The organism is Bradyrhizobium sp. AZCC 1678 (genome assembly GCF_036924765.1).
GTDB lineage: Bacteria > Pseudomonadota > Alphaproteobacteria > Rhizobiales > Xanthobacteraceae > Bradyrhizobium > Bradyrhizobium algeriense.
This window is the reverse complement of record NZ_JAZHSE010000001.1, coordinates 6,665,822-6,678,556: the sequence shown is the minus strand read 5'-3', so window position 1 is coordinate 6,678,556 and position 12,735 is coordinate 6,665,822. Positions and strand designations below refer to the sequence as shown.

Here is a 12,735-nt window from a genome sequence, read left to right as displayed (position 1 = left end):
TGGCATGAGAGGCGGCAAGGGGGCAACTGCGAAGGTAGCCGGCGGACAGGCTCACGGCGGCAGACGATTCAACCGAGCGGTGGCGGAGCACCGAAGAAGCCGAAGATTTTGACCAGCCGGCCGTCGGGACCGACCTCGCCAAAATCGATCGACGTGTCGCCGCTGGTTCCATCCGCGCGCACCAGGTGCCAGAGGAAGCGGACCACATGGTGGTGCACATCGATGCCGCTCATGAACTCGAGCCGTGCGCCGGGCCGGCTGGCCAGCGCCTCGCCGATCTTCGTCGCCAGCGCGTCACGCCCTGCCAGCGAGACGTTCGGATCGAGATAGACGCCGTTGTCGCTCCAGCATTGCTCGAGCAAGGCGTGTCGGGCCGCATCGTCCGGCTCGTTCCATGCCGCCATATATTGTGTCACGATCTTCGTGATCGCATCGCTTTCCATGAGCGCTCCTGTCCTTCCCTGTATTCCCTGCACGATCGAGGCGGGCAACTCATCGCGCGTTTCGCAGGTGAACTCTTGCAAGGAATCGTCGGACAGTCACTTACATCCGAGGTAATTGCCCTTCCGACGTGATGGTCTAGATTGCCGCACATGAGCGCGCCAAACCAGAGTTCGCAGGACGTCGCGAACGGGCATTTCAGCAGCCTGCTGAAGCACTGGAGAAACGTGCGCCGCCTTACCCAGATCGAACTGGCGGTTGATGCAAATGTCTCCGCCAAACATCTGTGTTTTCTGGAAACCGGCCGCTCTCAACCGAGCCGCGAGATGGTGCAGTTGCTCGGCAGTGCGCTCGATCTGCCGCTCGAGGAGAGGAACGCGCTGCATGTCGCGGCCGGCTTCGTGCCGCCCTACAGCGACAAGGGACTGGCCGCCGATAATCTGCAGCCGGTGCAGCAAGCGCTGGATTTCATCCTGCGTCAGCAGGAGCCGTACCCGGCGATTGTCATCGACGGCCGCTGGGACATCCGCATGCGCAACCAGGGATCGGCGCGCCTGCTGAAACCCTTTCGCGATTCATACGAGATGGCGGCCGGGCTTGCCGACAACGCCATGCACGTCGTCTTTCATCCGAAGGGGCTGCGGCAGTTCATCGTGAACTGGGATGAGTTCGCCGGCCAGCTGATCCAGATCCTTCATCGCGACGTCGCGCAAGGCAGCCGGGCTGCGGCGCAGCTGCTCGGCGAAATCATGGCCTATCCAGGATTATCCGCCGAATGGAGGCTTCCGCGACAAGCGTCGGCGGCCGCTCCGGTCATGACGATGCACCTTGCCAAGGGTGACTTTCATCTCGCCTTCTTCTCCACCTTCACGATACTGGCGATGCCGATGGATGCAGCGCTGCAACAGATCAAGATCGAGTGTTTTTTCCCGGCGGACGACGCGACCGCCGAGAAGGCGCGACAACTGGCACTTTAACAAAACTCAGGAGATGGAAATGCAACATGCTCTGCGTAATCACCAAACGGCCGAGACGATAAACGAATTGCGTGCGTTGAACGCCCGCTTCATCCATAATTTCGTGACCAACGACGTGGCTTCGCACGACGCCATTCTGCATCCCGGCTTCATCAGCATCTTGCCCACGGGCCAGCGGTGGGATCGCGCGACATATCTGAAATACTGGGCTACGGCCTTCGATCCCGAGGTCGTCGTGTACTGGGACGTCTGTGACGAACTCATTACCGTCATCGGCGACGTTGCGCTGGTGCGTTCCACCAACAAATGCACGCGCCGCCGCGATGGCAATGAAGTCACCGGCATGACCACCTATACCGACACCTACCTGTTCGAGAACGGTGCGTGGAAATGCATCCAGGCCCAGATCACGGCGGTCGCGCCTGAGCATTATCCCGCCGATGACACGATCGTCAGCGTCTATATCAAGGGAAAGCTTCAGCACCGCGCGGCGGCGTGAATGCGCCGGCTGCGGGCAAGCCGGCCGGCATGCCCTGGCTTGCGTGTAGTGCAGGGGGGCCTCAACGCTCCGGGGATGGACGGCGGACAGGCGCGCGGTTAACCTCCGGCTTCCCCCGTGAGGATCACCATGTTCAAGCTCTATACCGCCCCCGGCACCTGCGCGCTGGCTTCGCATATCGCTCTGGAGGAGGCCGGCGCCTCCTATGCGGCGGAGCGGCTCGACTTCAAGAACGGCCAGCAGACCACCCCGCAATATCTTGCGATCAATCCAAAGGGGCGGGTGCCGGCGCTGGTGACCGACCGTGGCACCCTGACCGAAACGCCGGCGATCCTCGCCTACATTGCGCAGAGCTTTCCGCAGGCCAAGCTGATGCCGGACGACCCGTTCGCCTTCGCGCAGGCGCAGTCCTTCAACAGCTATCTCTGCGCGACGGTGCACGTCAATCATGCGCACAAGGGGCGCGGCTATCGCTGGGCGGTCGAGGAATCCTCGTTCGCCGACATGAAGCGCAAGGTGCCGGAAACCATGGCCGCGGCGTTCGCGCTGATCGAGCGCGACATGCTGAAGGGACCGTGGGTAATGGGCGAGCAGTACACGGTGTGCGACCCCTATCTGTTCACGATCGTCGGTTGGTTGGAGGGCGACGGTGTCGATGTCGCGGCGCTGCCGAAGGTGGTCGCTCACCGCAAGCGGATGTCGGAGCGGCCGGCAGTGCAGAAGGTGCTGGCGGACGTGAAGGCCTGAGATTTCAGGCGTGTAGCGTGGGCAAAGCCAACGGGTCGCGCGAATGCGCGCCCGATGACAGGCTCCGCGTGCCCACCGACACGCCGCCGCGCGCGCATGGAGAGATGGTGGGCACGGCGCAAGGGCGCCTTTGCCCACCCTACGCAGCCTTTTTCCCGCGCTCCATTTCTCGACCGATGCCGAGCATGATGTTGCGCAGCCAGATCGAACCAGGGTCCATCTGCGCCCGGGTCGGGTAGAACATGAACTGCTCGTCGATCCCCGGATCGAGCGGTGGCGTGACTGTTGTCAGCGATAGCTGCTTCGACAGCGCGCCGATCAGCCGGCGCGGCACGAAGGCGACGAGATCGGTGCGCGCGGCGACATGCAGCGCCTCGATATAGCCGGGCACGACCAGCGCGATCCGCCGCTCGATGCCCTTGGGGCGCAGCCAGATGTCGATCAGGTCCTCGCTCTGGCCGCGGATCACGACCGCGACGTGGCGCGCCTCGAGAAACACGTCCGGCCGCTTCAGCCGCGCGCCGATAGGGTGGCCCCGCCGCACCGCGAGCGCGTCGCTGTCGGTGTAGAGCCGTTGCCGGTGAAATCCGGTAAAGGCGTTGCCGATCGAGATCACCATGTCGATGGTGCGGGCGAACTCCGCGGTGAAGATCGCAGGTCCCCGCCACGGCACGACGTCGATCCGGACGTTCGGCGCTATCTTCGTGATCTTCTCCATCAGCGGCGGCATCAAAAGCTCGACGGCGAGATCCGGCATCATCAGGCGAAACTGGCGTTCGCTTCGCGCGGCGTCGAACTCATCGGCGATGAACAGGGAGCGCACCTGATCGAGCGCCTGCGCCAGGGGCGCGCGCAGCGCCTGTGCCCGCGGCGTCAGCTCCATCCGTGCTCCATTGCGAACCAAAAGGGGATCGCCGATCAGGTCGCGCAGCCGCTGCAACGCATGGCTGGCGGCCGGCTGCGACAACCCGATCCGCATCGCGGCGCGGCTGACATTGACTTCCCTGAGCAGCGCGTCGAGCGCGACCAGCAGGTTGAGGTCAAGCGAGTTCAAATTCATGGAGTGAATATATATCATATTCATTATCGATTGGAAGAATGGCATGCCGCGCGCGATGATCTGCAGCACAGATCAAAGGAGAGCCGCCATGAGCGCAGAAGCGAACAAGAAACTAGTGCAGCAGGTCTACACAGATTCCGCCAACCGGAGCGGCACCACCTTCGTCGATAACCTCGCCGAGGATGTGACCTGGATCGTCACCGGACAATATTCGTGGTCGCACGAATTCAGGGGCCGCGATGCGATCCAGAACGGCCTGATGGGTCATTTGCGGTCGCGCCTCGCCGCCGGGCGGCCGCGCACGCTGGCGTTCAATTTTATCGCGGAGGGTGATTACGTCGTCGTCGAAGCCCGCGGGGACAATGTCACCAAGTCCGGGGAGCGCTACGACAATCAGTACTGCATGGTCTGGCGGATCGAGAACGGCAAGATCAAGGAGATCAAGGAATACTGCGATTCCGCGCTGGTGGAGCGTGTGCTGGGGAAGTTTCCGCAAGAGCGGAAGGTGGCGGCGGCTTAGGTCGTGGATCTCGTCAGGTGGGCGGAGGCGCGAATCTGTCAACGCGCAAGCTACCGATCCTCCCCTGGAGGGGGAGGATCGGTTCGCATGAAATGCGAACCGAGGTGGGGTGAAGGTCTCTCAACACGAACACTGTTGGATGTGGAGGGACCGTCACCCCACCCCGGCGCGTCGCGCCGACCCGCCCCCTCAAGGGGCGGGTGAAGAAATTCAGGCCGCCTTCACCGACATGTGCTTGAACATGTTGCCGCGGGCTTCGTCATCCATCTCGGCCTTGAACTTGAAGCTATCCTTCAGCGCGATCGCCTTGGCGGCCGCCGGCCGCGCCATGATCTCATCGACCAGCCGCTTGACGTTGGGATATTTCGCGACCGCATCCTCGCCGAGAACGAAGGGGAGCATGCGGGCCCAGCCCCAGACGTCCATGTCGACGATGGTATAGGTGTCGCCGACCATATAGCGGCGGCTCGCAAGATGATCGTTGAGGATACCGAAATGCCGCTGCGCCTCGAACTGGTAGCGGTTATGGGCGTAGTCGATTTTTTCCGGCGCAAAATGCTTGAAGTGGACGGCCTGGCCGGAATACGGGCCGACGCCGGTGGCGGCGAACATCAGCCATGACAGCAATTCGCCGCGGTTGGCGGGCGTGTTCGCAGGCAGGAACTTGCCGGTCTTTTCGGCGAGGTAGAGCAGGATGGCGTTGCTGTCGAACACCTTGACGCCGTCGTCGTCGATCGCGGGCACCTTGGCGTTCGGATTGATGGCGAGATATTCCGGCTTGAACTGGTCGCCCTTGCGGGTGTCGACGGCGACCGGCTCGTAGGCAAGGCCGGCTTCCTCGAGGAAGAGGGCGACCTTGGTCGGGTTGGGCGATCCGTTGAAATAGAATTTGAGCATTTTGGAATTCTCTCCCATTGCTTCTTGGCAGGACGGTTTATTGCGGCACGGGGCGGCATTGCCGCCTTGTGTCACGTCCATGCTCAAATTTTTGCGGGATGCGCAAGCGACGAGTTTGTGACCGGGCCCGGGCCGGCGCTCTCGAGACGAGCGAAGCTCGCTCTCGAGACGAGCGAAACTCGCTCTCTACGATAGCGCCAGACCGCCTATGCCGGCGACCGCAAGGCCGGCACCGGCAGCGATCATGAGGGATGCGAAGCGCATTTCCGAGCGCAGCGCCGTTCTTTGCCCCGTGCGCTCCGATCCTCGCGCATAGCCGTGGACGATGATCTGCTCGCTGAAGGTGCCGCTGGCGTCGAGAATGTCGGTCAAGCCCGCGCTGGCGACCAGAATGCCGAGGATGATCAGTCCGGCGGGGCCGAGCAAGCTCAACAGCAGTATTGGAAACAAGCCGATCAGGAAGATCGGCAGCAGTGGCAGCACGATGAACGACTCGGAGCCTCGCGTGCGCATGGCAGTAATCTCATTTGGGATAATGAATATAGCAGGTGTCCCCTCAGATAGCGACGAAAAGGCACGTGACCACCCGCGCGCCTGACACGCCTGCCATGCCGGTTGATCGGGGTGATTGCGCAGGGGGTAGGCAGGCCGCATTTCGCGGCATAGCCGAGGTCGTCTGCACGGTGCGGTGCTTTGGCGCGTCCTGCCGCGACGCGCCGCAGGTGTCCTGCGCCGAGCGCCGCTTAGCCCACCGCCATCCCCGAGCGGATTTCGGCGCGCAGTTCGTCGATCAGCCTCAGGCCGCTCTTGGTCTCGACATGCCAGAAGGTCCAGCCGTTGCAGGCGCCCGAGCCTTGCGCGACCGCGCCGATGCGGTGGATCGAGCCGACCTTGTCGCCGAGCATGATGGCGCCGTCGGCGCGAACCAGTGCGCCATGGCGCTTCTTGGAGTCGACCAGCTTGGTGCCGGGCGGAATCATGCCGCGCTCGATCAGTTCGGAGAACGCCACGCGGGGGGCGTCGCGCGCGGTCATGAACGGCGCCAGCGTCGCGTCGGGCAGCGGTTCGACCGCCGCGATGCGCTCCTCGGCCGCTTTCGCATAGGTCTTGTCGCGCTCGAAGCCGATGTAGCGGCGGCCGAGACGTTTTGCCACGGCGCCGGTCGTGCCGGTGCCGTTGAAGGGATCGATCACGAGGTCGCCGGGTTTCGACGACGACAACAGCACGCGCGCCAGGAGGCCCTCGGGCTTCTGGGTCGGATGCACTTTCTTGCCGTCGGCGCCCTTGAGACGCTCTTCGCCGGTGCAGAGCGGGATCAGCCAGTCGGAACGCGCCTGCACGTCCTCGTTGGCGGCCTTCAGGGCTTCGTAATTGAACGTATAGCCCTTGGCCTTCTCGTCGCGCGCCGCCCAGATCATGGTTTCATGGGCATTGGTGAAGCGGCGGCCGCGGAAATTCGGCATCGGATTGGTCTTGCGCCAGACGATATCGTTGAGGACCCAGAAGCCGAGGTCCTGCATGATCGCGCCGACGCGGAAAATGTTGTGATAGGAACCGATCACCCACAGCGTTGCCGACGGTTTCATGATCCGGCGACAGGCCAGCAGCCAGGCGCGGGTGAAATCGTCATAGGCCGCAAACGATGAGAACTTGTCCCAGTCGTTGTTGACGGCATCGACATGGGATTCGTCGGGACGCTTGAGGTCGCCCTTCAGCTGCAGGTTATACGGCGGATCTGCGAACACCAGATCGACGGAACCAGCCGGAAGCTTCGACATCTCGGCGACGCAATCGCCGACGACGATGCGAGCGCTGGACTCAGACTCAAATTTAGTGCGGGGCGCCCTTGCAGACGCCCCGCGACGCGACACTACCATGACTCAATTACTCTGACTCAGGCGACGCTGTCGGCGACGCGGGACTAAACAACCGACTGGCGATACATTGACCCCGCAAAGTAAAAATCGACTTAACCAAGTCTGTTGCCGACAGAGAATGCGGAAGAGTCTGCCGGTACCATTGCCAGCAGAGATTGCGGCCGCTTGCGCACTAGGCAATTTTTGCCGGGCGGGTTATTGATTAATGGAATGGAAATTTTACGTGATTGCCGCGTTGCGTATTCGAGCAAACAGCCGGGGATGAGGAAATACCGCCATGCGTTACGATGATTTCCGCCGCAGCGACGACATTGAAGACCGTCGCGACGATAGCGGCGGCGGAATGGGTGGCGGCGGTGGCGGTTTTGGTCTGCCGATGGGCGGCGGCGGGCTCGGCATCGGCACCATCATCGTGCTCGGCCTGGTCGGCTATGCTTTCGGAATTGATCCGCGCATCCTGATCGGCGGCGCCGAAATCCTGACCGGCGGCAACCAGGCGCCGACCTACCAGACCGATCGCCGGTCGGGGCCGGCCAAGACCGGCGCGCCGAAAGACGAAGTCGGCAGCATGATCGCCGGCATTCTTGGCGAGATCGATGACCGCTGGAGCGAGATCTTCCAGTCCAGCGGACAGAATTACACCGGACCGCGCATCGTGCTGTTTCGCAACGCCACCAATGGCGGCCGCTGCGGCATGGCGCAATCGGCGATGGGACCGTTCTACTGCCCGCCGGACAAGCAGATCTTCCTCGACACCGGTTTCTTCCGCGAAGTCGAGACGCGCTTTCGCGGCTGTTCGGGCAGCACCTGCAAATTCACGACAGCCTATATCATCGCCCATGAAGCGGGACATCACATCCAGAACCTGCTCGGCATCCTGCCGCGGGTGCAGCGGCTGCAGCAGCAGGCCGGCAGCAAGGCGGAAGCCAACGCGCTCCAGGTCAAGGTCGAACTGCAGGCGGATTGTCTTTCCGGCGTCTGGGTCAACCGCGAGGAAAAGAAACGTCCGGGCTTCGTCGAAGCCGGCGACATCGACGCGGCATTGAAAACAGCAACCGCGATCGGCGACGACACGCTGCAGCGACAGTCGACGGGCAGGGTGGTGCCGGACAGCTTCACCCACGGCTCCGCGGCACAGCGCAAGCAATGGTTCATGACCGGCTACCAGCAGGGCACGGTGCAGGCCTGCAACACGTTTGCCCAAGGCGCTTTGTAATTTGAAGGCGCGTTATAGTTTGACGGCGCGTTGTAGTTTCGCGTTGTAGTTTGAAGGCGCGTTGTAGTTTGAAGAGGTGATGCCCGGCATTTTCAACGCGAAGACGCGCTTCGCGCTTTAGGCCGGGCACGACGGGAAGAAGCGGTCATGTCCTCCATCGATGAATCAAAACAATTCGTGCCGCTCAACATCGCGGTGCTGACGGTCTCCGACACCCGCACGCTGGCCGATGACAAATCCGGCACCACGCTGGCGGAGCGGCTGACGGCGGCGGGTCATCGGCTTGCCGCGCGCGAGATCATCGTCGACGACATTGATGCGATCCGCGTCATCATCAAGCGATGGATCGCCGACGAGGGCGTCGATGCCATCATCACCACCGGCGGTACTGGATTTACCGGCCGCGACGTGACGCCGGAGGCGGTCGAGCCGCTGTTCGAGAAGCGGATGGATGGCTTTTCCATCGCCTTCCACATGCTGAGCCACGCCAAGATCGGCACCTCGACGGTGCAAAGCCGCGCCACTGCCGGCGTTGCGGGTGCGACCTTCATCTTCTGCCTGCCGGGATCGCCGGGCGCCTGCCGCGATGCGTGGGACGGCATCCTCGCCGCCCAGCTCGATTACCGCACGCGTCCCTGCAATTTCGTCGAGATCATGCCGCGGCTCGACGAGCATCTGCGGCGGCCTAAAGCACAAGGCGCGTCGGCCTGACGAAGATTCTAGCGTGGCCTAACCAGCCGCGACCAGATCGCATGCCACATGTTGCGATACCACTCTTCGCGCAACCCATGTGCACGCTTGATGTAAAAGTCCAGGAGGTCCGGCGTGACGCGCCGCGATGTATCGCGACGCGCGGACTTCACAATTCGAGTTCCCAGGTTTCGCCGATCAGGTCTTGGCCGAAACTGCGGTGCGGCTCGGTGGCGACCAGCTTGAACCCGGCCTCGTGATAGATTTTGCGGGCGGCAACCAGAATGCTCTGGGTCCACAGCGTGATCCGGCGATAGCCGCAGGCCTTCGCGAACGCGATGCATTCGCCGACCAGCCGATGGCCCAGCCCCTGGCCACGCCCGGCCGGGTCGACCAGCAAGAGCCGCAGCTTGGCGACATCGTCGGTGTGCCGCACCAGAAATATCGAGCCGACCTGCGCTCCCTCGATATCAGCGATCCAGCAACGTTCCCGCGATGCGTCGAACGAGCTGAGGAACTTGGCTGCGATCTCGGCGACGAGGCCCTCAAACGAGGAATCCCACCCGTATTCGCGGGCGTAGAGCGCGCCGTGGCTCTGCACCACCCATCCCATGTCGCCGGGACGCGGCTCGCGCAGCGTCGCCGGCTTTGGCGCTACACTGCCATCACCGAGCAGCCGCTCGATGTCGGTCATTGCCCCGATCAGGCGCTCCCTGCCGCCGCGTGTCAGCGCGGCAAGCATCGCCGCGACGTCGTCCTTTGTATTGCGCTCGAGTTTGGCGAACGCCTGACGGCCCTTGGCGGTCAATCCGAGCCGGTATTGTCGGCGATCGGACGGCAGCGGTTCGCGGGTGATCAACCCGGTCTCATCGAAATTCTGCACGATCCGGCTGAGATAGCCGGCATCGAGGCCCAGTTCGGTGCCGATCTCCTTGGCCGAGAGATCTTCGCGGTGGGCGAGCTCGTACAGCACCCGGGCTTCGCTCAGCGAGAACGGACTTTTCACGACCTGCTGGTCCAGCACGCCGAGCCTGCGGGTGTAGAAGCGGTTGAAGGCGCGAACCGCCGCGACGTCTCGTTCGGAATCCGGTTGGGGCATGATACTCCCTCGATATTTGCCATTGTCAAATATATAGTTGCTTTTGGCAAGTATATATTTGACGGCAGGCATCCTGCGAGGCGCGCCAGCCCCGTTCTACTTTGCATGGGGTTGTTTTCGATATTTTGTGTCTGGGCCCTGCGGTGTACCGCTTTTAGGCGACGACCATGATCCGGCTGCGCAACTGGGTGCGCGCCGAGCGGCCGAGCTGGCGCAACAGCCGCGTCTCGGAACGGCGCGAATCCGGCCGGTAGCCGCCAAGCCGCTCATAATGATCGCGCGCGATCAGGAGGCCTTGTTCCGCCGACGGGCCGGTAATCATGCGGGCGACGAATTTGAAGCCGTCGCGCAGCCGCGTGTCGGCATAGGGCGAGCGGGCATAGCGAAAGACCCCGGCGCGCGGCCGGTCGCTGCTCGATACGTTCTGGATGAACTGCGTGGTCTCGTCGATCCATCCATTGTCGAGCACCGCGCCGGCGTGCAGGAACATCAGCCATGGCGAGCGCGCCGCCCGCGCGCCTGCGGCCAGCGCCGCGGCGCGTGTTCCTTCAAACCCGAGAAAGCGGCACCCGGCGACGTCGGCCACCCGTTCGATCACGCCGTTGCCGGCCCTGTCGACCAGCAGCACCTCGCGGATGACGCCGGCTGCAGCTCCCGGCACCAGCGCTGCAAGCGTTGCGACGGCGGGCTGCTCGACCCCTTCGGTTGGAATGATCACGCTCAACATGGATGAGGCTTCGGTGACTCAAACGAGGAAAAACGCCGCACCGTTATCATGTTGTCACAATCAAAACAGCCGCTTGCGTGCAGCTTTTTGCGGCACTGGCGCCAATACCCTTTTCCGATGTTTGCGCTTCGTTGTGATTGTTGTCGATGATGTTCTTGATTTGTTCTTGCGACGTGCTATGTTCGCTTCATGAGCCGAGCATCCTCTCATGCCCTCAAGCACCCGCCGGTCACGGCGCCCTCCGAGCCGGCGGGTGCGACACCTTTTCCTGAGCTTGCGGTCGCCATCGAAGGCCAGCGACGGCGTGGCCGCGGCGCGCAGTCCAACGATAGCGGCCGGTTCGAGGCCGAGGCGCGGGTCGCCTTCGACGATGGCTGGCAGAGCCTGGACGAACTGCCGCCGTTCAAGACGACGGTATCGCTCGATACCTCGCGCAAGGTCATCACCCGCAACGACTCGCCCGACGTCGGGTTCGACCGTTCCATCAATCCGTATCGCGGCTGTGAGCATGGCTGCGTCTACTGCTTCGCGCGGCCTACCCACGCCTTTCTCGGATTGTCGCCCGGGCTCGATTTCGAATCCAAGCTGCTGGCCAAGCCGGACGCGCCGGAACTGCTCGAGAAGGAAATGGCCGCCTCCGGTTACGAGCCGCGCATGATCGCGATCGGCACCAACACCGACCCGTATCAGCCGATTGAGCGCGAGCACAAAATCATGCGCGGCATTCTCGAAGTGCTCGATCGCGCCGGCCATCCCGTCGGCATCGTCACCAAATCGGCGCTGGTGACGCGCGACATCGATATTCTGCAGCGGATGGCGAAGCGCAATTTGGCCAAGGTCGCCATATCCGTGACCACGCTCGATCCCAAGCTCGCGCGCACCATGGAGCCGCGCGCCTCGACGCCGCCGAAGCGGCTGGAGGCGCTGCGGCAATTGTCGGAGGCCGGCATTCCCGCGACCGTGATGGTCGCGCCTGTCATCCCCGCGCTGAACGATTCCGAGATCGAACGCATTCTCGATGCCGCAGCCCATGCCGGTGTCAAGGAAGCAAGCTACGTGCTGCTGCGGCTGCCGCTGGAAGTGCGCGACCTGTTTCGCGAATGGCTGATGGCGAACTATCCCGACCGTTACCGTCACGTCTTCACCCTGATCCGCGACATGCGCGGCGGGCGCGACTACGACTCGCAATGGGGCACGCGGATGAAGGGTACCGGGCCGATGGCCTGGATGATCGGACGGCGGTTCGAAATCGCCTGCGAAAAGCTCGGCCTCAACAAGCGCCGCTCGAAGCTGACGACCGATCATTTCATCAAGCCGAAGCGAAGCGGACAGCAACTGAGTTTGTTCTAGAAGCCGTCATTCGGGCGCAAGCGACTTGTCCGCCGTAGCTCGAAGAGCGAAGGCGGAAGCAATCCATGTCGCCACGGAACAATGGATTGCTTCGTCGCTTACGCTCCCTTGCGCAAACGCTTCGCGTTTGTCGCAGGCAATGACGGATAGGAGAGTAGCATGAGTACCAAAGCGCCAACCCCCCGGTTCACGGTCATCACGCTCGGCGTAACCGACATGCGCGCCAGTATCGCGTTTTACGAAGCGCTCGGCTTTGCCCGAAAAATGCAGGCAACCGGCGAGGCGGTCGCTTTCTTCGACACTGGCGGCACGCTGATCGCGCTTTTCCCGTGGGATCAACTCGCCCGTGACGCCACACTGCCGGATCAGCCGCGGCCGAAAACCTTTCGCGGAACGACGCTCGCCTGGAATTGCGGCTCCGTCGAGGAGGTCGACATCGTGCTGGATTTCGCCATCTCCTGCGGCGCGTCGCTATTGAAGTCCGCACACAAGACCGAGTACGGCGGTTACTCCGGCTATTTCGGCGATCCCGACAACCACCCCTGGGAAGTCGTGGTTGCGCCCGGCATCGAGGTTGGCAACGACCGGCGGGTTCATCTGCCGGATTAGAACCCACGATGCGATGGCCACGCCGC

The 12,735-nt window shown here is 62.9% G+C and carries 15 protein-coding genes; 8 read left to right on the top strand and 7 right to left on the bottom strand.

Annotation, left to right across the window (positions count from 1 at the left end):
* Positions 1-68 precede the first annotated feature (68 nt).
* Positions 69-443, bottom strand: a complete 375-nt coding sequence (locus tag V1294_RS32060; protein WP_334502829.1) for a nuclear transport factor 2 family protein — start codon at positions 441-443, stop codon at positions 69-71.
* 150 nt (positions 444-593) lie between these two features.
* Between V1294_RS32060 and V1294_RS32055 the strand changes: the two genes are divergently transcribed.
* From V1294_RS32055 to V1294_RS32045, 3 genes are all read left to right on the top strand, one after another.
* Positions 594-1,418 carry a helix-turn-helix domain-containing protein gene (locus V1294_RS32055; protein ID WP_334502828.1) on the top strand — a complete coding sequence of 275 codons (825 nt, stop codon included), beginning with the start codon at positions 594-596 and terminating at the stop codon, positions 1,416-1,418.
* A gap of 19 nt (positions 1,419-1,437) precedes the next feature.
* Positions 1,438-1,917 carry a nuclear transport factor 2 family protein gene (locus tag V1294_RS32050; RefSeq protein WP_334502826.1) on the top strand — a complete coding sequence of 160 codons (480 nt, stop codon included), beginning with the start codon at positions 1,438-1,440 and terminating at the stop codon, positions 1,915-1,917.
* 129 nt (positions 1,918-2,046) lie between these two features.
* Positions 2,047-2,664: a glutathione S-transferase family protein gene (locus tag V1294_RS32045; protein ID WP_334502824.1), complete on the top strand. Its 618-nt coding sequence runs from the start codon at positions 2,047-2,049 to the stop codon at positions 2,662-2,664.
* Between the two features lie 139 nt (positions 2,665-2,803).
* On the opposite strand, the gene V1294_RS32040 is transcribed toward V1294_RS32045, so the two are convergent.
* Positions 2,804-3,724 carry a LysR family transcriptional regulator gene (locus tag V1294_RS32040; protein ID WP_334484339.1) on the bottom strand — a complete coding sequence of 307 codons (921 nt, stop codon included), beginning with the start codon at positions 3,722-3,724 and terminating at the stop codon, positions 2,804-2,806.
* A gap of 88 nt (positions 3,725-3,812) precedes the next feature.
* Between V1294_RS32040 and V1294_RS32035 the strand changes: the two genes are divergently transcribed.
* On the top strand, positions 3,813-4,244 hold the full coding sequence (locus tag V1294_RS32035) for a nuclear transport factor 2 family protein (protein WP_334484336.1): 432 nt from the start codon (positions 3,813-3,815) through the stop codon (positions 4,242-4,244).
* A gap of 210 nt (positions 4,245-4,454) precedes the next feature.
* Here the strand turns inward: V1294_RS32035 and V1294_RS32030 are convergent, their stop codons facing one another.
* From V1294_RS32030 to V1294_RS32020, 3 genes are all read right to left on the bottom strand, one after another.
* Positions 4,455-5,141, bottom strand: a complete 687-nt coding sequence (locus tag V1294_RS32030; RefSeq protein ID WP_334502822.1) for a glutathione S-transferase family protein — start codon at positions 5,139-5,141, stop codon at positions 4,455-4,457.
* A 186-nt stretch (positions 5,142-5,327) separates the two neighbouring features.
* Positions 5,328-5,654, bottom strand: a complete 327-nt coding sequence (locus V1294_RS32025; RefSeq protein ID WP_334484331.1) for a hypothetical protein — start codon at positions 5,652-5,654, stop codon at positions 5,328-5,330.
* 230 nt (positions 5,655-5,884) lie between these two features.
* Positions 5,885-7,018, bottom strand: coding sequence for a site-specific DNA-methyltransferase (locus V1294_RS32020; protein WP_334502820.1), 1,134 nt, complete (start codon positions 7,016-7,018; stop codon positions 5,885-5,887).
* A 277-nt stretch (positions 7,019-7,295) separates the two neighbouring features.
* On the opposite strand from V1294_RS32020, the gene ypfJ reads away from it, so the two are divergent.
* Together ypfJ and moaB are read left to right on the top strand one after the other, a co-directional pair.
* Positions 7,296-8,234 (top strand): KPN_02809 family neutral zinc metallopeptidase, encoded by a 939-nt coding sequence (gene ypfJ, locus V1294_RS32015; protein ID WP_108518478.1) that lies wholly within the window; start codon positions 7,296-7,298, stop codon positions 8,232-8,234.
* Between the two features lie 147 nt (positions 8,235-8,381).
* On the top strand, positions 8,382-8,945 hold the full coding sequence (moaB, locus tag V1294_RS32010) for a molybdenum cofactor biosynthesis protein B (protein WP_334484326.1): 564 nt from the start codon (positions 8,382-8,384) through the stop codon (positions 8,943-8,945).
* Between the two features lie 148 nt (positions 8,946-9,093).
* Here the strand turns inward: moaB and V1294_RS32005 are convergent, their stop codons facing one another.
* Both V1294_RS32005 and V1294_RS32000 read right to left on the bottom strand, forming a co-directional pair.
* Complete coding sequence (locus tag V1294_RS32005; RefSeq protein WP_334502818.1) at positions 9,094-10,023, bottom strand: bifunctional helix-turn-helix transcriptional regulator/GNAT family N-acetyltransferase; 930 nt, start codon at positions 10,021-10,023, stop codon at positions 9,094-9,096.
* A gap of 154 nt (positions 10,024-10,177) precedes the next feature.
* Entirely contained in the window at positions 10,178-10,750 is a 573-nt protein-coding gene (locus tag V1294_RS32000) for a glycosyl transferase (RefSeq protein WP_334484321.1), read from the bottom strand.
* Between the two features lie 189 nt (positions 10,751-10,939).
* Here V1294_RS32000 and V1294_RS31995 point away from each other — a divergent pair, with 189 nt between their 5' ends.
* Together V1294_RS31995 and V1294_RS31990 are read left to right on the top strand one after the other, a co-directional pair.
* The gene (locus V1294_RS31995) at positions 10,940-12,100 is read left to right on the top strand and encodes a PA0069 family radical SAM protein (protein ID WP_334502816.1); all 1,161 of its coding nucleotides are present in this window, start codon (positions 10,940-10,942) and stop codon (positions 12,098-12,100) included.
* 159 nt (positions 12,101-12,259) lie between these two features.
* Entirely contained in the window at positions 12,260-12,709 is a 450-nt protein-coding gene (locus V1294_RS31990; RefSeq protein ID WP_334502814.1) for a VOC family protein, read from the top strand.
* Positions 12,710-12,735: the final 26 nt, after the last annotated feature.